Here is a 19004-nt window from a genome sequence, read left to right as displayed (position 1 = left end):
CGACGACTCTCAATGTCAACGCCACTATCACACCGAGGCATGGCTATGCACGATTTGCCCAACGTCCATGACGCCCTATTTGCGGCGCCCACGACGGCAAGCGTCTTCGACGCCGCCCCTGGCACACAAAAGCCGCGCATCCTGCTGCTGCATGGCTCGCTGCGTGAGCCTTCCTGCTGTCGCGGCGCGTCAATCAGCGCGACCACTGAGCGATGCGGCGGATTCGCCGCGCCAATGGCCGGGGGCGTCTCCCCCCGGGCTCTTGCTAGACCAGCTTGCTTGTGCGCTTCGTCGCCTCGGCGGCCGGCGGGTGAAAGGTCTCGGCGCTGGCCTCCGCCCAGTAATGCGCGAACACCTCATGCTCGGGCGGGCCGTTGAGCAGCGCCCCCGGTGGCAGGTAGTTGAACAGCTGATCGAAGGCGCGGATCTCGTGGTCGGAGACCCGGCGCAGGATGTGCTCGGGGCCGAGCTCGTCGGGCGAGGTCAGGCCGGCGGCGGCCAGCATCTCGGCCATGGCCTTCATGGTGTTGTCGTGGAAGTGATGGACCCGGGCGCTCTTGTCGGCCACGTCCAGGTGGGCACTGCGCCGCGGGTCCTGGGTGGCCACGCCGCTGGGGCAGCGATCGGTGTGGCAGGCCCGGGCCTGGATGCAGCCCAGCGCGAACATGTAGCCACGGGCGGCGTTGCACCAGTCGGCGCCCAGGGCGATGGTGCGCGCGATGTCGAAGGCCGAGATCAGCTTGCCGGCGGCGCCGATCTTGATCGATTCACGCAGGTTGGCGCCGACCAGGGTGTTGTGCACCAACAGCAGCGCCTCGGTGAGCGGCATGCCCATCCGGTTGATGAATTCCAGCGGTGCCGCCCCGGTGCCGCCCTCGCCGCCGTCGACGACGACGAAGTCCGGGTGCTCGCCGGTGGCGAGCATCGCCTTGACCAGGCCGAACCATTCCCAGGGATGGCCGATGGCGAGCTTGATGCCGACCGGCTTGCCACCGGAAAGTTCGCGCAGGCGCATGATGAAGGCGATCAGCTCCCGGGGCGTGGTAAAAGCGGAATGGGAGGAGGGTGAAACCACGTCCTCGCCTTCTGGCACGCCCCGGGTCGAGGCGATCTCGGCGGTAACCTTGGCGCCGGGCAGAATGCCGCCGTGGCCGGGCTTGGCGCCCTGGCTGAGCTTGATCTCGATCATCTTCACCTCGGGCCGGCATGCACCCTCGATGAAGCGCTCCTCGCTGAAGTGCCCATCCAGGGTGCGACAGCCGAAATAGCCCGAGCCGATTTCCCATACCAGGTCGCCACCCTGAAGATGGTAGGGCGAAATCGCGCCCTCGCCGGTGTCGTGGTAGAAGCCGCCCTGAGCGGCGCCCCGGTTCAGGGACTCGATCGCGTTGCCGGAAAGCGAGCCGAAGCTCATCGCCGAGATATTGAACACGCTGGCGGAATAGGGCTTGGCGCGACCGGCGCCGATCGTCACCCGAAAGTCGTGGCCGTTGACCGGTGCGGGGGCCAGCGACGGGTTGACCCACTCATAGCCCGGCGCATACATGTCGAGCAGCGAGCCGAAGGGTTTCTTGTCCATGCTGTTCTTGGCGCGCTGATAGACTGCTTCGCGCTGCTCCCGGGAGAAGGGGCGCGGCTCGGTATCCGCTTGGATGAAGTACTGGCGAATCTCCGGTCCGATCGCCTCGAGGCCATAGCGCAAGTGGGCAAGGATCGGGTAGTTGCGGCTCACCGTGCGCCGGCGTTGGCGCAGATCAAAGGTGCCTAGCGCCGCCAGGGCGGCGAAGCAAAGCGCCGCCAGGCCCCAAACCGGACTGAGGGCCATCAACCCGAGGCTCGTGATCAGACCGATGAAGCTGGCGCCGTAGGCGGCGTAGCGGGATAAGCTGCGCCATTCGGTCAGGCGAGCGGGGAGTGAGGGCATGCGATGAGCTCCTGGGCGGTGTGCGTGGGTGATGTTCGTGGCAATGTTAGTGAGCGATGGTAGTTGGGCGATAGATGGTAGTTGGGCTATGTTAGTGGGCGCCGTTCGGCGGGAGAAAACTCAAGGTATTGCACGCGGCGACCTGGGCGCTGTCAATGCTGTGGCCCTCGAGGGCGGCGCCGTCGATGCCGCGGCCGACTAGCGGGCCCAGATGTCGACCAGCGCGTCGCGCACGGCGGCGATGACCGGCTCGTCGCGTCGCTCCTTGAGCCAGGCGAAGCTCAGTGCACAGGGCAGGCGAACTCCATCGGCGATCACCAGGCCGCGTTCCTGGCGCTCCTGCAGGGCCAGGGTGTCCCGCGCCAGGGCCAGGCCGACGCCAGCTCGCACCAGGTCGAGCATGCAGGCCTCCTGGTCGACCTGGGCGACTCGCCGTGGCGTCAGCCCTAGCGGTGCGAGCCGTTCGCTCAGCAGCCGGTGGTGAGCCGAGGCCGTGGGGGTGACGATCCAGGGCAGGGCGGCGAGGCTCGGCCAGTCGGTCCGGGTTAGTCGCGATGACCAGCCGGCCGGTGCGATGACGTGATAGTCGAAGTGGGTCAGCTCGAGAAGCTCAACGGCCGGCGCGCCGTCTTCAATCGGTGGCGGCTGGCCGGGTGGGCCGAGGAAGAAGCCGACGTCTAGCTCGCGGCGCAGCAGGCGCTCTAGAGTGCTGCCGCTCATGCCGTGATGCAGTTCGGTATCCACCTGCGGGGCACGCTGCATCAACTGATGCATCAAGGCGCCCAGACGAATGAACTCCGGGTCGACGATGGTGCCGATGCGCAGACGCCCGCGCAGGGTGTCATGCATCGATTGGGCGCTGAGGTCGAAGGCCTGAAGTGACGCCAGTGCGGCCTCGGCGGCCGGCAGCAGAGCATGGCCATCGGCGCTGAGGGCCAGGCCCTGGGCTTGGCGGTGAAAGAGGTTGAGCCCCAACGCCTCCTGCAGCTGTTTGATCTTGAGACTGACGGCCGGCTGGGTGAGGTGCAGCGCCTCGGCGGCCCGTGACACGCTGCCCTGGTGGGCCACGGCCACGAAGGCACGCAGCGCCTTTATGTCGCGCATCGGGTCGTTCTCCTTAGACCTTAGTCCTGGGTCTTGAGCCCCTCATCGGGTAGGTCCAGGAATATAAGAAAATATTATATCCCCCTTTTGCCTTTCTCAATTGATTCCCCGCTCCGGTGCGCTAGGTTTGAGGCTCTGGGTCGGGACTTCTCGGCCAATATGGACACTGCAGTGCAACAAAACAAGAGGCCGACATGAGCACCGAGCGCATCGAACATTATATCAATGGCCATATCAGCAGCGGCGACTCCTCCCGGCACCAGGACGTCACCAATCCCGCCACCGGGCAGGTGACGGGGCGCGTGGTGCTGGCCCAGCGCAGCGACGTCGATAGCGCCGTGGATGCGGCCAGCAAGGCCTTCCCGGCCTGGGCCGATACGCCGCCGATTCGCCGCGCCCGGGTGCTGTTCCGCTTCCTCGAATTGCTCAACGCCCACAAGGATGATCTGGCGCGTGCCATTACCCTGGAGCACGGCAAGGTGTTCGACGATGCCCAGGGCGAAGTGGCCCGCGGCATCGATATCGTCGAATTTGCCTGCGGGGTGCCGCAGCTGCTCAAGGGCGATTTCACCGAGCAGGTCAGCACCGGCATCGATAACTGGACCGTGCGTCAGCCGCTGGGGGTGGTCGCCGGCATCACGCCGTTCAACTTCCCGGTGATGGTGCCGATGTGGATGTTCCCGCTGGCCATCGCCACCGGCAACACCTTCATCCTGAAGCCAAGCCCCACCGACCCCAGCGCTTCGCTGATGATCGCCGACCTGCTCGAGCAGGCCGGGCTGCCCGATGGTGTCTTCAACGTGGTGCAGGGCGACAAGGAAGCGGTCGATGCCCTGCTTGAGCATCCGGACGTTAAGGCCCTGAGCTTCGTCGGCTCGACCCCGATCGCCAACTATATCTATGAAACCGGTGCGCACTTCGGCAAGCGGGTCCAGGCGCTGGGCGGGGCCAAGAACCACATGGTGGTGATGCCCGACGCCAATCTGGACAAGGCAGTGGATGCGCTGATCGGCGCGGCCTACGGCTCGGCCGGCGAGCGCTGCATGGCGATCAGCGTGGCGGTGCTGGTCGGCGACGTGGGCGATGAGCTGGTGCCGCGACTGGCCGAGCGCGCCCGAACGCTGCAGGTCAGCAACGGTCTCGACGGCAAGGCCGAGATGGGGCCCATCGTCAGCGCCGCGGCTCACCAGCGCATCATCGGCTATATCGAACAGGGGGTGAGCGAAGGTGCCAAGTTGGTGGTGGACGGCCGCGACTTCGACAGCAGCACCACCGGCGAGGGCTGTGCCGACGGTTTCTGGATGGGCGGCACGCTGTTCGATCACGTCAGCCCGGAAATGACCATTTATCGCGAAGAGATCTTCGGCCCGGTGCTGGTCTGCGTGCGGGTGCCGGACGTGGCCACGGCGATCCAGCTGATCAACGATCACGAGTTCGGCAACGGCGTCAGCTGCTTCACCGAGAGCGGCAGCGTGGCCCGCGAATTTGGCCGCCGCATCCAGGTCGGCATGGTCGGCATCAACGTGCCGATTCCGGTGCCGATGGCCTGGCACGGTTTCGGTGGCTGGAAGCGCTCGCTGTTCGGCGATACCCATGCCTACGGCGAGGAAGGCGTGCGCTTCTATACCAAGCAGAAGTCGATCATGCAGCGCTGGTCGGATTCCATCGCCGGCGGCGCCGAGTTCGTGATGCCTACCGCGAAGTGAGGTCGCTATGTCAGCTCATGAGTTCGACTACATCATCATTGGGGCCGGGACGGCGGGCTGTCTGCTCGCCAACCGGCTGAGCGCCGACTCGGGTAACCGGGTGCTGTTGATCGAGGCGGGGGGCAAGGATAATTACCACTGGATCCATATCCCCATCGGCTATCTGTACTGCATCGACAATCCGCGCACCGATTGGCGCTTTCGCACCGAGCCGACCGAGGGCCTGAATGGCCGCCAGCTGCTCTACCCCCGGGGCAAGACTCTGGGCGGTTGCTCGAGCATCAACGGCATGCTCTACATGCGCGGCCAGGCCCGGGATTATGACCACTGGGCCGAGGTCACCGGCGACGATGACTGGCGCTGGGATAACTGCCTGCCGGCCTTCATGCGCCATGAGGACAACTATCGGCGGGATGAGGCGTCGGCGGACGTTGACGGTGATGCCGCTCATTACCACGGCCACGGCGGCGAGTGGCGGGTCGAACGCCAGCGCCTCAAGTGGCAGGTGCTCGACGATTTCGCCAAAGCCGCCCAAGAGGCGGGGATTCCCGCCACCAGCGACTTCAATCGCGGCGACAACGAGGGCGTCAACTATTTCGACGTCAATCAGCGCAAGGGTTGGCGCTGGAATGCCGCCAAGGCCTTCCTGCGCCCCACCTGCACCCAGCGCGATAACTTCACCCTGTGGCATGACACTCAGGTGATGCGCCTGACCTTCGACCAGGCGACCGACGGCGAGGCCAGGGGGCGAGAGAAACCGCACTGCCAGGGCGTGGAGGTACTGCGCGGAGGCGAGACGCTCAGGGTGACGGCTCGCCGCGAGGTGATTCTATCGGCCGGCGCCATCGGCTCGCCTCAGCTGCTGCAGGTATCGGGGGTGGGCCCGCGAGCGCTGCTCGAGGCTCATGATGTGCCGGTGGTGAAAGACCTGCCCGGGGTCGGCGAGAACCTTCAGGATCATCTGCAGATTCGTGCGGTGTATCGGGTGGAGGGGGCCAATACGCTCAACACCATGGCCAACTCGCTGTTCGGCAAGGCCCGTATCGGTCTCGAGTACCTGCTAAAGCGCTCCGGGCCGATGAGCATGGCGCCTTCGCAGCTGTGTGCCTTTACCCGCAGCTCGAAGGATCAGCCGCACCCCAACATCCAGTACCACGTCCAACCACTGAGCCTGGAGGCCTTCGGCCAGCCGCTGCATGATTTTCCGGCGATCACGGCGAGTGTCTGCAACCTGAATCCGACCAGCCGTGGCACGGTGCGCATCAAGAGCCCTGATGCGCGCGAGGCGCCGGCCATCGCGCCTAACTATCTCAGCACCCCGGAGGATCGCAAGGTGGCGGCGGACTCGCTGCGGGTGACGCGGGAGATCGCCGCCCAGCCGGCCTTCGCCAAGTATCACCCGCAGGAGGTGAAGCCGGGCACCGAGTACCAGAGCGATGAGGATCTGACTCGTCTCGCCGGCGAGATCGGCACCACCATCTTCCATCCGGTCGGCACCGCTCGCATGGGCGCGGCGGATGATCCGATGGCGGTGGTCGACTCCCATCTACGGGTGCGGGGCGTGAAAGGGCTCAGAGTGGTAGACGCCAGCGTGATGCCGACCATCACCAGCGGCAATACCAACTCGCCGACCCTGATGATCGCCGAGAAGGCCGCCAGTTGGATTCTCGCCGAGCAGCACTCACGCCCGGCGCTGGAGTCTAGAACGTCAGAAAAAACGGCAGCAGGCTGAGGCCCAGCAGCAGGCCCAGCGCGATCAGGGTGACCAGCACGGCCGCGGGGTGCTGGCGCACCCTGTCCCACACCCCAGGCGTCTCGCCCCGCTCGTGAGCCTCGGCGTACTCCCGGTGCACCCGCTCATAGAGGGACTGCTGGTAGGCGTCGACCAGGCTGCGGGCCTCTTCGAGGCGCGATTCATCGATCAGCCACAGGGCCGGTACGGAGAGCTTCCAGCGGCCCGCTTCGGTCTCGTAGAACTCGAGATCATGCTCGGCGAGCAGCTCACGCACCTCTTGGGCCTCTTCTTCAGGCACGTCTCGCAGGTGGAAGAGTAGGGCGGCCATCAGCTGTCGCCCCCCTGGCCGCCATCGTGCTGCATGACCACTGTCCGCTCGCCGGTATCCACGGCCTTGCTGAGCACCACGTTTCTCTGTCCCTTTCTGGACTGGCAGGCCAGGAACTCGGAGTTTTCAAGCCACTGCTGGTCCGGATAGTAGGCGAACAGATACTGGTTGTCCTCGAGGCTGTCGATCAGCGGCTTGGCCACGTCGCTCGGCACTGCTGGGCAGCCCCAGCTGCGACCCAGGCGGCCATTGGCCTCGATGAAGTCCTCGCTCACGTAATCGGCGCCGTGCATGACGATCGCCCGTTCATAGGCCCGGTCGTTGATGCCGGGTTCCAAGCCTTCCAAGCGCAGGGAGTAGCCGTTGCTGCCGGTATAGCTCTGCTTGGTGCGGAAGAGCCCCAGGCTCGACTGATGGCTGTCCGGCGTATTGGAAAAGGCCCGGGCAAATTCCTGGCCAGTACCCTGGCCATGGGACACCAGTTCCTTGAACAGCAGCCGTTGCTGCTGGAGATCGAAGACCCACAGGCGCTTTTTGTTGGCCGAACGCGAGAAGTCGATGACCGCCAGCCGCTTGGCGTCGGGGTCGGCGCAATTGAGCGCCTGAGCCGCAAGCTCCAGCACCCTGGGCGAGGCCTCGGGAGCCAACTGTTCGAGCGTCTGGGGAAGCGGCTGAGACTGTGGTTGAGAGACTGGCTGAGAGGGCTGCTGAGAGAATGGCTGGGCCAGGGCGGGCGCCGCCGGCCCCAGCGTGGCAAGACTCAGCGTGGCAATGCCTAGCTTGGCCAGACTTCGTTTCGCAAGACTCAACTTAGCAAGGCCCCGTTTGGCCACACTCTGTTCGGCAAGAAGCGGTTCGGAGAGCCCCTTTCTGAAAAGGCTCAGAGCAGGGCACAGAGGGGAGCTAAGAGGGAAGCGCAGGGTGGAGGGAAACAACGGGTGACGTCCATGGAGCTGGCGAGGCGGGCTCGTCGGCATGGAAAAAGGCTCCTTCCACAGGCGGCATAGCCGGTGGGTGATGAATCCTTACATTAGGAAAAAGGCCCTGTAATGGGGCCTCCACGTAGACAGCGGCTATTATGACAACAGGGAAGGTCATCGCCAAACGCTGAACAAGCGTCGGCGGGTCAAGGCCCTGCCAGGGTGATCGCTGCGCTCATGGCCACCGTCGTCATATCAGCGACGACAAGCGGTGAATGTCGTCATGCAACAAAGACAGCAATAAGGTGGGAGAGCGATCCATGGGAAACGTCATCGACAGGCCCGGCCACCGGCTTCCTCGGCGGGTGCTGGGGCCGTGCCTGCTGGTACTGGGGCTGACCTGCGCCGCTTCTGGCGCCTGGGCTCAGGTCGAGGCTGTTTCCGCCGAGACCATTTCCGCCGAGACCGTATTGTTACACACCAGGGTTTCAGAGACCTTGCCCTCTGAAACGGTTCCCTCTGAGGCCCGAACTGGCCAGGCCGCAACCGTCGAGGGGACAGGCAGTGAATCGCCTGCCGAGGTGGGTGTCGAGGTGGAGGAACCGCCCGCTCCAGAAGCGGCGCCCGGTTCTTCATCGGCGCCCACTGCACTTGCGACGCCTTTCGAGGCTTACGTGCGTGCCGCCAGCCAGCCCCTTACCCACGGCAGTGATCTGCTGAGCTTCTACGAGGTCTTCGGCTTTCGACAGGCCTGGGCAGACCAGGCGCGGGTCGAGGCGCTGACATCGGCGCTTGAAGGACTCGACGCCGATGGCCTGGTCGTCGCGGATTATTCGACGGCGGCGCTGCTGGCCGCTTACCGTGACCCCATTGATGTGACATCTCTTGGGGAGAGCACCAGCGAGGTTGCCCGCTGGCGATTCGAGCTCGCCGCCACTCAGCGGCTGGTGCTGGCGCTCAGGCACCTGTATCTGGGTAAAGTCGATCCTGTGCGCACCGATGCGGAGTGGGAAATTCCGCTGCCGGACTTCGCGCCGGACTGGGCGGCGATCGCCAGCGCGGTGGCGAATGGCGATCCCGCCGCAGCGCTTGAGCAGGTACGCCCGCATCAGACGGCCTACCGGCAGTTGCGCCAGGGGCTGGCTCGCTATCGCACGTTGCAGGCCGCGGGGGGCTGGATACCGCTGGCGTCGCTCACAGGCGTGCTGCGCCCCGGCGATCGTGCGCTGGAGGTGATTGCCCTGCGGCGCCGGCTGGCGGCGCTGGGGGATCTTGAGCTGCTGATGCCGGATCTCACGCCCACGGCATCGGCGTCGGGTTTGGGGGCCACCCAGGACGCTGTTCCCGAGCCTGGCCTCGCATCGGGCTCTAGCGCTGACCAGATCTATGATGCGCGGCTGGTGGCTGCCGTGGAGCGTTTCCAGCATGAGCACCTACTGGAGGTGGATGGGGTGGTCGGCCCGCGGACCTGGACGGCGCTGAGCGTCAGCGTGGCCGAGCGCGTCGATCAGATTCGTCTCAATCTCGAGCGACTGCGCTGGCTTTCCCATGCCTTGCCCGAGCGCTATGTGCTGGTCGATATCGCGGGTTATGAGGTGAGCTACGTGCGGCCGGGCCAGCCGACCTGGCAGTCCCGAGTGGTGGTCGGGCGGCCTTATCGGCGCACGCCGACTCTGCGCTCGGCGATTACCCACATGACCTTCCATCCCACCTGGACCGTGCCGCCAACCATCCTGCGTGAGGACGTACTGCCTGCCGTTCGGCGCGACCCCTTTTATCTGGTGCGCCATGACATGCGCGTGCTGGATCGCCAAGGCTGGCCACTCGACCCCTGGCAGGTCGACTGGTGGCGGCCGGGGCCCATCAAGATTCAGCAGCGGGCCGGGCCGTCGAATCCCCTTGGCGATGTGGTGATCCGTTTTCCCAACCGCCATCTGGTGTACCTGCACGACACCCCGTCGCGTTCGCTTTTCGATCGTGCCCAGCGCTCCTTCAGTTCGGGCTGCATTCGCGTCGAGGGCGTGCTGGAGCTGGTGCAGCTATTGTTCGAAGATGATCGCGCCTCACCGGATGAACCTGACGGTGCCGCCAGGCTCAGCCGTGCGCTCCAGAGGACGGACACCCACAACGTTAGGCTGCGCGTGCCGGTGCCTGTGTTCCTGTTTTATTCGACCGTTCAGCCCGCTGCTGATGGGCGTTTGATCTTCCGCCCAGATGTCTATGAACGGGACGCTACAGTGCTCGCTGCACTGGTTGAAAAAGGGGGTGAAAATTTGTTTGACGCGCCCTGACCGCGCATGCATAGTTCGATCAGTTGGTTGGCAAGATGCATTTCGTCAGTAGCACCCGAATTCGTTGTAAGCGCTTCGGTAGTCTGGTGAATATCGTACTTGTTTTGCCCACTCACTTCGGGTAATTCCCGGTTCACTATCAGCTATTCGAGGACTTCGACAATGGCAACTGGCACAGTTAAGTGGTTCAACGACACCAAGGGCTACGGCTTCATTTCTCCGGAAGATAACGGCGACGACCTGTTCGCGCACTTCTCCGAGATTCAGGCTGACGGCTTCAAGACCCTGCAAGACGGCCAGAAGGTTTCCTTCGACGTCACTCAGGGCAAGAAAGGCCTCCAGGCTTCCAACATCAAGGTCATCGACTGAATCGTCGACCCTGATGCGCTACAGCTGGTTCGCTAGCCTGTAGCCTCCACAAGGCCCGCCTCCGGCGGGCCTTGTGCGTTTCAGCGCCCGGCAACCCCTCGCCGGCTTCTCTCCTACCTCCTGTCCTCGCCGCTTTCCTACTTTTTTGCGTTCATTTCTGCATTGCCGCGTCCCTCTCTCAATCTGGGATTTTGGAATAACGAAATTTCTACAAATAACTTTTCGCTATATTCGCGACAGGTCACAATAGGCCACTTTCGGTTTTTCTGGTGGGTGGTCGATGTCTTTGGATGCCTGGCTTGCCGTTGCCGTGGTGGTTGCCGTCTTTCCGATGATGGCGCTGACCCGGATCGGCACCGACATGATTCTTTTGGGTGCGGTCGTGGTGCTGATGACCTTCGGTGTGATCGGCCCCGATCAGGCGCTGGCGGGGTTCTCAAGCAGTGGCCTGTTCACGGTGGCCTTCATGTATGTGCTGGTGGCCAGCATCCGCGAGACCGGCGGCATTGATCTGATCATCCGCCATGGCCTGGGCCGGCCTCGCAGTGAAGCTGCGGCCCAGTGGCGGCTGCTGGTGCCGGTGGCCACCATGAGCGGCTTTCTCAACAATACGCCGGTGGTCGCGACCTATATTCCGGCGGTGCTGGGCTGGAGTCGACGCATCCGCCAGCCGGCCTCGCGCTTCCTGATGCCGCTGAGTTTTGCCTCCATTCTTGGCGGTACCGTATCGCTGCTCGGCACCAGCACGAACCTGGTGGTCAACGGCTTGCTCGGCGAACGCTATCCACAGCTGAGCCTGGGGCTCTTCGACATCGCCTGGGTGGGGGTGCCCATGGCGATGACCGGCGTGCTCTACCTGGCACTGGTGGGGCGGCACCTGCTGCCGCGGGGCGGTGGTACCGCTCAGGCCTTCGAGAATCCGCGAGAGTTCACCATCGAGATGGAGGTCGACCCCGAAGGGCCGCTGGTCGACAAGAGCGTCGAGCAGGCGGGGCTGCGTCACCTGGAAGACCTGTTCCTGGTCGAGATCGAGCGCGGCGGCAACGTGGTCAGCGTGGTGGGCCCGGGGGAGATGCTCAAGGGCAACGACCGGCTGGTGTTTGCCGGCACCTCGGCAGGCGCGGTGGAGCTGCAGCAGATCCGGGGGCTGATGCCATCGCGGCAGGGTGAGCTGAGTCTCGAGAAGGATTACAAGGAGCGCCGGCTGGTCGAGGTGGTGGTCTCCGATCAGTGCCAGTTCGTTGGTCAGCGCATCCGCGAGGGTCACTTTCGCACCCTCTATGGCGCGGCCGTCTTGGCGGTTTGTCGCGGTGGCGAGCGAGTCGCCGGCAACCTGGGCCAGATTCGCCTGCAACCCGCCGACGTGCTGCTGCTCGAGGCACGCCCGCCGTTCATCGAGCGTCACCGCCAGTCTCGCGATTTCCTGCTGATCAGCCAGGTCAACGGCCAAGCGCGGCCGGTGCACGAGAAGGCCTGGCTCGCCTGGAGCATCTTGGGAGGCGTGGTGGTGTTGGCGACCTTCGGCGTGATGAGCATGCTCAACGCGGCGATGCTGGGTGCCGCGCTGGCCGTGATCACCGGCTGCTGCTCGGTGGGTGCCGCCAAGCGTGGCATGGACACCCAGGTGCTGCTGACCATCGCGGCCTCCTTTGGCCTCGGCGCGGCTCTTGAGAGCTCCGGCGCTGCGACGGCGCTGGCCAGTTCCGCGCTGGGGGTGGTGGATGCCAGTCCTTGGCTGCTGCTGGTTGGCGTCTACGTGCTGGTGGCCTTGCTTACCGCGCTGGTCACCAACAATGCGGCGGCGGTGATTACCTTCCCTATCGTCACTGCGGCCGCCGAGAACCTGGGCGTGAGCCCCATGCCCTATGTGATCGCGGTGATGTTCGCCGCCTCGGCGAGTTTCATCACCCCGATCGGCTATCAGACCAACCTGATGGTCTATGGGCCCGGCGGTTATCGCTTCCGCGACTATCTGCGGGTCGGCGGGCCGCTCAACCTGATCACCGCGGCGGTGGCGCTGGGGCTGATCCCTCAGATCTGGTCCTTCTAGGTTCTATTTGGAAAAGGTCCGCGCTCGCCGTGGCGAGGCGGCTGGGGTAGGGTAACGGCAACGTTTTTCCTGCAAGGAGCCGCCTGATGAGCACTTCCAATGAGCGCGTAATCGAACCCGCCGGCGGTCGCCCGGCCAATGCCAGCCTCATCCTCCTACACGGCCTGGGCGCCGACGGTAATGACCTGGCACCGATCGTGCCGGCTTTCACGCTGCCCGATAGCGTATCGCTGCGCACGGTGCTGCCCCATGCGCCCCGTCTGCCGGTCACCGTCAACGGCGGCATGCAGATGCCCGCCTGGTACGACATCCTCGAGATGAATCTTGGCCGCCGGGTCGACGAGAACCAGCTGCGCGTCTCTGCCCAGCGTGTGCATGAACTGATCGATGCCGAGATCGCTCGTGGCATCGACAGCCGCCATATCATCCTGGCCGGTTTCTCCCAGGGCGGCGCCGTGGCCTATGAAGCGGCGCTGACCTATCCACAGCCCCTTGGTGGCCTGCTGGCGCTGTCGACCTACTTCGCGACGGCGGACTCCATCGTGCCCAGTGACGCCAACCGGGACCTGCCCATCGAGGTGCATCACGGTACCTTCGACCCGGTGGTGCCGGAGTCCCTGGGGCGCGAAGGCGCCAAGCGCGCCGAGGCCATGGGGCACCCGCTGACCTATCGCAGTTATCCGATGCAGCATGCGATCTGCCCGCAGCAGATCGCCCAGATCAGTACCTGGCTAGGTGAGCGCCTGGGCGACGGCGTCAATGAGCCGGCCAAGAGCTGAAGGAGCCGCGATGCACCCTGATCCTCGTCTTTCGAGTCCGGCAGTGGCGCGCAACCGCGCACCGATTCTTGACGTGCTGGAGCCTGCGCTCCACGCGGCCCTGAGCGCGTGCGGCGGCGATCGCCTGCGCGTGCTGGAACTGGCCAGCGGTAGCGGCGAGCATGCGCTGTACTTCTCCCGGGCGCTGCCCTGGCTCGACTGGCAGCCGAGCGACCCGAGCCCGGAGGCGATTGCCTCGATTCGGGCCTGGCGGTCAGCGCAGGGCCCCGCCAATCTGGCTGAGCCGGTGGCATTGGATGCGACACGCCGGCCTTGGCCGCTGGAGGAAATCCATGCGCTGGTAGCGATCAATCTCGCTCACATCTCGCCCTGGGCGGTCACCGAGGCGCTGATGGGCGAGGCCGGTGCGCGGCTGCCGTCGGGTGGTCTGCTCTTCCTCTATGGCCCTTTCCGTCGCGGCGGCCAGCACACCGCTCCCAGCAACGAAGCCTTCGATGCCTCGCTGCGGGCACGAGACCCACGATGGGGAATTCGCAATCTGGAGGCGGTGATGGCCTGCGCACAGGCCGAGGGATTGTCGCTCGAGAAGGTGGTCGAGATGCCGGCCAATAACCTGAGCGTGGTCTTACGCAAGCGCTAGGCAATGCCTGGCACCAGGGAAGATCGTAGGGTCGCCAGTGTTTGATAAGACAGGGCCCGCTTGAACTCTCGGCCGATTGCCCAGATGATTTATCCAGAACATCACCAGATCTTCTCAGGAGACATGCATGCCCGATCTATCCGAAGACTTCCGCCTGCCGGTCGGTTGCCCCAACTGCTCAAGCCACCGCATGCGTGTATCTCAGGTGCACAATCCTGACGACAAGGTGTTCTGTGCCTCCTGCAATACTCATGTGTGCCTCTACCACGAGGCCCAGGAGATCATTCGCAAGGGCGCGGGCAGCGAGAGTGAAGCGCTGCTCGAGGAAGCCGCCAACCGCCAGCGCTGAGCCGGTCGGTAGCCGCGCTCGATCAAGGATGACGTGCAAGACACGCTACGCAAGACGCCCGCCTGATGGCGGGCGTCTTTGCTTGCAGAGGCTGATGATCTGGCGGGCTACAGCAGTTCCTCACCCGCCAGGGCCAGCCGCGAGCGCTCGACGCTTCTCAGCGTGATATGGCCGGCATGGGGCCAGTCGCGGAAGTTCTGCACCACCGCCGCCATGCCGCAGGTGTTGGCGGTGAGGTAGGGAGTGTCGATCTGGCCGACGTTGCCCAGACAGACGATCTTGGTGTTGCGCCCGGCGCGGGTGATCAGGGCTTTCAACTGTTTGGGGGTAAAGTTCTGCGCCTCGTCGATGATCAGGAAGGTGTCATTGAGGGTGCGGCCGCGCATGAAGCCTGGCGAGCGGATCTGTACCCGCGAGCCGATCAGCGACCGGGTGGCGTCATTGTTCCAGCTCGATGAGCCGTCTTTCTCGTCGCGCAGCAGGTTGTCCATGTTGTCATGGAAGGCGCCCATCCAGGGCGACATCTTCTCTTCCTCGGTGCCGGGCAAAAAGCCGATGTCTTCGCCCATGGGGATCGGCGCCCGAGTGAAGACGATGCGCTCGAAGCCCTTCATGTCCAGCGTCTGCTGGAGCGCTGCCGCCAGCGTCATGAAGGTCTTGCCGGTGCCCGCGTTGCCGGCAATGGTCACCAGGTCGATATCCGGGTCCATCAGCAGGTTGAGGGTGAAGTTCTGACGGCTGTCGTGGGCGTGCACGCCCCACACGCCGGCGTGGTGGCGGTAGTTGGAGAGTAGCTGCAGCCGCGCGCTGTTCGGGCTCAGCTCGCGGATGATGGCTTCGAAGTTGGCGCCGTTTTCGCAGTCAGAGACCAGCATGCCGACGTGCCAGTCACTGGGCATTTCGCCGCTCAGCTTGTAGTAGGTGTGGTGGTCGGCTCGCTCGACCTTGACCTCGACATTGAGCGCTTCCCATAGCCCCACGCCATGCTCGCCGGCGTCCGGGTATACCTTTGCGCCCTCGCTCATGACGTCCTGGTCAGAGAAAGCGCGGTCGTTGAGATAGTCTTCTACCGGTACCTTGAGGGCGGCGGCCTTGACGCGAAGGTTGATGTCCTTGGTGACCAGAATCACCGAGGCATCCGGGCGGTCATCGCGCAGCCGACAGGTTTCGGCGAGGATACGGTTGTCCGGACTGTCTTCCAGGTTGTCCAACGGTTTCAGGTCGTTATAGCAGAGGAAGCGCAGGCGTCCGGTGACGCCGATGGAGCCGGGAATCGGGATGCCGGCCTGGATCTCATCGAAGCTGACCTGGCTGGTGATATCGGAGAGGGTGCGGCTGACTTGACGGGCGGTACGGGCGATCTCGCGAATGCCGTTCTTGTGCTTGTCGAGTTCCTCCAGCACGGTCATGGGAATGACCACATCGTGCTCTTCGAACTGATAAAGGGCGGCAGGATCATGAATCAGGACGTTGGTGTCTAACACGTAAAGCCTGGTGGCTTTCTTGTCGATTCGTACCATCGGCAGGAACACTCCTTGGTTAACGGCAGTTCCGACACTGGCAGTGGGCCCTTACGAGGGCATGACAGTTCAAACCTGATCTCGGCCGGTGTCGCTTCTCCTGTCCTTGCGGTCTCTTGATGCCTCCTGTCGCTGGGTGGACGTTACCCGATAGCTTTAGCATGAACGCAGTGCACGCGATTCGCCAATCCGATCCCTTTCACGCTGTGGCGACGTAAGCATTTGCCTGACGCTTCGCTCAGTTGTGCAGTGCATTATTCATTAACCTACCCCATCGCTGTCATGGCGACCAGCCTCTTGAGTGCCTTGTCGTTTCGCCTCGCCATCGGCGAAATAAGTCGCCAAGACTTGAGCCATATCATTCTCCGAGCGTGACGTTTTCAACTAGCTTTTAAGCATCGGCGTTCATTCGTGGCACGCCGCCACGCTTGCCCGGAGCCCGGCCAGTTGGAATTCAAGGATTACTACCAGACGCTCGGGGTGGCAAAGACCGCCACCGCCGAGGAGGTCAAGAAGGCCTACCGCAAGCTGGCCCGCAAGTATCATCCCGATGTCAGCAAGGAGCCGGATGCCGAAGCGCGCATGCAGGCGATCAATGAGGCCAAGGAAGTCCTCAGCGACCCTGAGAAGCGCGCTGCCTATGACCAGCTGGGCCAGGACTATCGGGCCGGTCAGGATTTCAGGCCGCCACCGGACTGGGATGCGGGCTTCGAGTTCACCGGCCGCGGTTTCGAGGGGGCCGAGGCGGACGAGTTCAGCGACTTCTTTGCCAACCTGTTTGGCCAGGCCGGGCGCCGCGAACAGCGCGGCCAGGGTTACCGGATGCGCGGCGAGGACCGCCACGCCAAGGTGATGATCGATCTCGCCGATGCCTACCAGGGCGCGACGCGCACCATCACCCTGCAGGTGCCCGAAATGGATGCTCAGGGCCGGGTGGTGACCCGTCAACACAGCCTCAGTGTGAAGATTCCCAAGGGCGTCAAGGAAGGCCAACACATTCGCCTGACCGGGCAGGGCAGCCCGGGCATCGGCGGCGGGCCGCCGGGCGATCTGTTTCTGGAAATCCACTTCCACCCCGATCCAGCCTTTCGCGTCGAGGGTCGCGATGTCTACGCCAGCGTGCCGGTGACGCCCTGGGAGGCGGCGCTGGGAGCCAGCATCGAAACACCCACGCCCGCGGGGCCGGTCAGGCTCAAGGTGCCTGCCGGCTCGCAAAGCGGGCGTCGGCTGCGCCTCAAGGGGCGCGGTATTCCCGGGCAGGAGCCGGGCGATCTCTATGTGGAGCTTACGGTGGTGCTGCCGCCAGCGGATACCGACAAGGCGCGCGAGCTCTACGCCACCATGGCACGGGAGCTCGATTTCAATCCGAGGAGGGCTGGTCATGGCAGACGATAAAGCCGTGCGTGGCGAGTTGATTGATGAGTCCACGCTGACCCTCGAGGAGCTGGCTCGTGCCTGTGCGGTGGAGGCCGACTGGGTCATCGAGCGGGTCGAGAGCGGCCTGTTGGCCGATGGCAGTCGCTATGTGACCAGTCAGCGCTTCACCAGCCAGCGTTTCACCAGCCGAGACCTGACTCGGGCCCGGCGCCTGCGCCAGGTCGAACGTGACTTCGAGGCCGAACCGGAGCTCGCCGCGCTGGTCGCCGACCTGCTCGAGGAGGTCGAGCGGCTGCGAACCCGGCTGCGCGCGAGGGGGAGAGCGTGAGCCAGGTGTCGCCGTCTGACGCGGCGGCGTCTCCCGGCGGTGAGGGTGATTCTGCCCCCTCTCCTGAGAGGAGCCGAGGGGTCGTGGTCGCCGTCCGCGGTAGCGTCGTCGAAGTGCGTTTCGCCGACCAGCTGCCGCCGATTCATACCATCGTGCGGGCCGGCAGCGAGCAGCAGATTGTCATCGAGGTGCTGGTGCAGCTCGATGCCCACCACCTGCGCGGCATCGCCCTGACGCCCACCCAGGGGCTGGCCCGCGGCATGCCGGTGATCGACAGCGGCGGCCCGCTCAAGGCGCCGGTCGGCCGCCAGACCCTGTCGCGAATGTTCGATGTATTCGGCCGTCCCATCGACCGCCTGCCTGCCCCGGAACCGGTCGAATGGCGCTCGGTACACCGGGCGCCGCCTGCGCTGGCGCGCCGCTCGACCCAGTCGGCGATCTTCACCACCGGCATCAAGCTGATCGATGTGCTGGTGCCGCTGGAGCGCGGCGGCAAGGCGGGCCTGTTCGGCGGCGCCGGGGTCGGCAAGACGGTGCTGCTCACCGAGATGATTCACAACATGGTGGGCACCCAGCAGGGCGTCAGCCTGTTCTGCGGTATCGGTGAGCGATGTCGCGAGGGCGAAGAGCTCTACCGGGAGATGAAGGAGGCCGGCGTGCTGCCCAACATGGTGATGGTGTTCGCGCAGATGAACGAACCGCCCGGGGCGCGTTTTCGGGTCGGCCATGCGGCTCTGACCATGGCCGAGTACTTCCGCGACGACGAGCATCGCGACGTGCTGCTCTTGATCGACAATATCTTTCGTTTCATCCAGGCCGGCGCCGAGGTGTCGGGGCTGATGGGCCAAATGCCCTCGCGGCTCGGCTACCAGCCGACCATGGGCACCGAGCTCTCGGGGCTCGAGGAGCGAATCGCCAATACCGACAGCGGCGCCATCACCTCGATCCAGGCGGTCTATGTACCGGCGGACGACTTCACCGACCCGGCGGCGGTACACACCTTTTCGCACCTCTCGGCTTCCATCGTGCTGTCGCGCAAGCGGGCCAGCGAAGGCCTGTATCCGGCCATCGACCCGCTGCAGTCGAGCTCCAAGATGGCGACCCCCGGCATCGTCGGCGAGCGCCACTACCGGCTGGCCCAGGAAATTCGACGGACTCTCGCCCAGTACGCAGAGCTCAAGGACATCATCGCCATGCTCGGCCTCGAACAGCTCTCCCCGGAGGATCGAAAGGTGGTGGCCCGGGCCCGCCGCCTGGAGCGCTTCCTCACCCAGCCGTTCTTCACCACCGAGCAGTTCACCGGCCTTGGCGGTCGCCTGGTCAGCCTCGACGATGCCTTGGAGGGCTGTGAACGGATTCTCGCCGACGAGTTCCAGAACGTGCCGGAAAGCGCCCTCTACATGATCGGGGCCATCGATGAAGTGAAGCTCAAGGCTGACGATGAAGCCAAGCGCAAGGCTGACGACGCGGGCCGAGGTAACGCTGGCAAAGCCAAGGCCAGCGAAAAAACTAAGGCCACCGAAGAAACCAGGTCCAGCGAAGAGGAAGCGCGTAACGCGCCCACGAGTAAGGAGAAAGCGAGCC

15 protein-coding genes and 1 pseudogene are annotated in these 19004 nt (G+C 64.6%); 11 read left to right on the top strand and 5 right to left on the bottom strand.

Annotation, left to right across the window (positions count from 1 at the left end):
* Positions 1-265: 265 nt before the first annotated feature.
* Positions 266-1924, bottom strand: a complete 1659-nt coding sequence (locus Q2K57_RS03795) for an FMN-binding glutamate synthase family protein (protein ID WP_112054028.1) — start codon at positions 1922-1924, stop codon at positions 266-268.
* Positions 1925-2122: 198 nt separating this feature from the next.
* Complete coding sequence (locus Q2K57_RS03790; RefSeq protein WP_112054029.1) at positions 2123-3028, bottom strand: LysR family transcriptional regulator; 906 nt, start codon at positions 3026-3028, stop codon at positions 2123-2125.
* A 194-nt stretch (positions 3029-3222) separates the two neighbouring features.
* Between Q2K57_RS03790 and Q2K57_RS03785 the strand changes: the two genes are divergently transcribed.
* Entirely contained in the window at positions 3223-4734 is a 1512-nt protein-coding gene (locus Q2K57_RS03785; RefSeq protein WP_112054030.1) for a CoA-acylating methylmalonate-semialdehyde dehydrogenase, read from the top strand.
* 7 nt (positions 4735-4741) lie between these two features.
* Positions 4742-6466, top strand: coding sequence for a GMC family oxidoreductase (locus Q2K57_RS03780; protein WP_112054031.1), 1725 nt, complete (start codon positions 4742-4744; stop codon positions 6464-6466).
* On the opposite strand, the gene Q2K57_RS03775 is transcribed toward Q2K57_RS03780, so the two are convergent.
* Together Q2K57_RS03775 and Q2K57_RS03770 are read right to left on the bottom strand one after the other, a co-directional pair.
* Positions 6435-6797, bottom strand: coding sequence for a DUF6164 family protein (locus tag Q2K57_RS03775; protein WP_112054032.1), 363 nt, complete (start codon positions 6795-6797; stop codon positions 6435-6437). The genes Q2K57_RS03780 and Q2K57_RS03775 overlap by 32 nt on opposite strands.
* Positions 6797-7606: a murein L,D-transpeptidase catalytic domain family protein gene (locus tag Q2K57_RS03770; protein ID WP_258395991.1), complete on the bottom strand. Its 810-nt coding sequence runs from the start codon at positions 7604-7606 to the stop codon at positions 6797-6799. The genes Q2K57_RS03775 and Q2K57_RS03770 overlap by 1 nt, the downstream gene beginning before the upstream one ends.
* A 431-nt stretch (positions 7607-8037) precedes the next feature.
* On the opposite strand from Q2K57_RS03770, the gene Q2K57_RS03765 reads away from it, so the two are divergent.
* The 6 genes from Q2K57_RS03765 (at position 8038) to Q2K57_RS03740 (ending at position 14195) form a co-directional block, all read left to right on the top strand.
* Positions 8038-10008 carry a murein L,D-transpeptidase gene (locus Q2K57_RS03765; protein ID WP_181463031.1) on the top strand — a complete coding sequence of 657 codons (1971 nt, stop codon included), beginning with the start codon at positions 8038-8040 and terminating at the stop codon, positions 10006-10008.
* Between the two features lie 162 nt (positions 10009-10170).
* Entirely contained in the window at positions 10171-10377 is a 207-nt protein-coding gene (locus Q2K57_RS03760) for a cold-shock protein (protein ID WP_092527699.1), read from the top strand.
* Between the two features lie 280 nt (positions 10378-10657).
* Positions 10658-12427, top strand: a complete 1770-nt coding sequence (locus tag Q2K57_RS03755; protein WP_112054035.1) for an SLC13 family permease — start codon at positions 10658-10660, stop codon at positions 12425-12427.
* A gap of 86 nt (positions 12428-12513) precedes the next feature.
* Entirely contained in the window at positions 12514-13206 is a 693-nt protein-coding gene (locus Q2K57_RS03750; RefSeq protein WP_304526132.1) for an alpha/beta hydrolase, read from the top strand.
* 10 nt (positions 13207-13216) lie between these two features.
* Positions 13217-13846 carry a DUF938 domain-containing protein gene (locus Q2K57_RS03745; protein WP_220086239.1) on the top strand — a complete coding sequence of 210 codons (630 nt, stop codon included), beginning with the start codon at positions 13217-13219 and terminating at the stop codon, positions 13844-13846.
* 127 nt (positions 13847-13973) lie between these two features.
* Entirely contained in the window at positions 13974-14195 is a 222-nt protein-coding gene (locus Q2K57_RS03740; protein ID WP_112054038.1) for a hypothetical protein, read from the top strand.
* 107 nt (positions 14196-14302) lie between these two features.
* On the opposite strand, the gene Q2K57_RS03735 is transcribed toward Q2K57_RS03740, so the two are convergent.
* Positions 14303-15715, bottom strand: coding sequence for a PhoH family protein (locus tag Q2K57_RS03735; protein WP_112054039.1), 1413 nt, complete (start codon positions 15713-15715; stop codon positions 14303-14305).
* A gap of 411 nt (positions 15716-16126) precedes the next feature.
* Between Q2K57_RS03735 and Q2K57_RS03730 the strand changes: the two genes are divergently transcribed.
* The 3 genes and pseudogenes from Q2K57_RS03730 to atpD form a co-directional block, all read left to right on the top strand.
* Positions 16127-17110 carry a DnaJ C-terminal domain-containing protein gene (locus Q2K57_RS03730; RefSeq protein ID WP_258395993.1) on the top strand — a complete coding sequence of 328 codons (984 nt, stop codon included), beginning with the start codon at positions 16127-16129 and terminating at the stop codon, positions 17108-17110.
* Positions 17097-17420, top strand: a complete 324-nt coding sequence (locus tag Q2K57_RS03725; RefSeq protein ID WP_112054041.1) for a chaperone modulator CbpM — start codon at positions 17097-17099, stop codon at positions 17418-17420. The genes Q2K57_RS03730 and Q2K57_RS03725 overlap by 14 nt, the downstream gene beginning before the upstream one ends.
* 83 nt (positions 17421-17503) lie before the next feature.
* A pseudogene (atpD, locus tag Q2K57_RS03720) lies at positions 17504-18859 on the top strand (F0F1 ATP synthase subunit beta); the annotation flags it as partial.
* Positions 18860-19004: the final 145 nt, after the last annotated feature.

The organism is Halomonas sp. I5-271120, from assembly GCF_030553075.1.
Lineage (GTDB): Bacteria > Pseudomonadota > Gammaproteobacteria > Pseudomonadales > Halomonadaceae > Onishia > Onishia taeanensis_A.
This window is presented reverse-complemented; position numbering and strand designations above follow the sequence as displayed.

Bases quoted from the DNA above. Each gene is read 5' to 3' on its own strand.
- Q2K57_RS03790 (WP_112054029.1), bottom strand. From the start codon at position 3,028: ATGCGCGACATAAAGGCGCTGCGTGCCTTCGTGGCCGTGGCCCACCAG.
- Q2K57_RS03765 (WP_181463031.1), top strand. From the start codon at position 8,038: ATGGGAAACGTCATCGACAGGCCCGGCCACCGGCTTCCTCGGCGGGTG.
- Q2K57_RS03735 (WP_112054039.1), bottom strand. From the start codon at position 15,715: ATGGTACGAATCGACAAGAAAGCCACCAGGCTTTACGTGTTAGACACC.
- Q2K57_RS03750 (WP_304526132.1), top strand. From the start codon at position 12,514: ATGAGCACTTCCAATGAGCGCGTAATCGAACCCGCCGGCGGTCGCCCG.
- Q2K57_RS03760 (WP_092527699.1), top strand. From the start codon at position 10,171: ATGGCAACTGGCACAGTTAAGTGGTTCAACGACACCAAGGGCTACGGC.
- Q2K57_RS03725 (WP_112054041.1), top strand. From the start codon at position 17,097: ATGGCAGACGATAAAGCCGTGCGTGGCGAGTTGATTGATGAGTCCACG.
- Q2K57_RS03775 (WP_112054032.1), bottom strand. From the start codon at position 6,797: ATGGCCGCCCTACTCTTCCACCTGCGAGACGTGCCTGAAGAAGAGGCC.
- Q2K57_RS03745 (WP_220086239.1), top strand. From the start codon at position 13,217: ATGCACCCTGATCCTCGTCTTTCGAGTCCGGCAGTGGCGCGCAACCGC.
- Q2K57_RS03795 (WP_112054028.1), bottom strand. From the start codon at position 1,924: ATGCCCTCACTCCCCGCTCGCCTGACCGAATGGCGCAGCTTATCCCGC.
- Q2K57_RS03785 (WP_112054030.1), top strand. From the start codon at position 3,223: ATGAGCACCGAGCGCATCGAACATTATATCAATGGCCATATCAGCAGC.
- Q2K57_RS03740 (WP_112054038.1), top strand. From the start codon at position 13,974: ATGCCCGATCTATCCGAAGACTTCCGCCTGCCGGTCGGTTGCCCCAAC.
- Q2K57_RS03780 (WP_112054031.1), top strand. From the start codon at position 4,742: ATGTCAGCTCATGAGTTCGACTACATCATCATTGGGGCCGGGACGGCG.
- Q2K57_RS03755 (WP_112054035.1), top strand. From the start codon at position 10,658: ATGTCTTTGGATGCCTGGCTTGCCGTTGCCGTGGTGGTTGCCGTCTTT.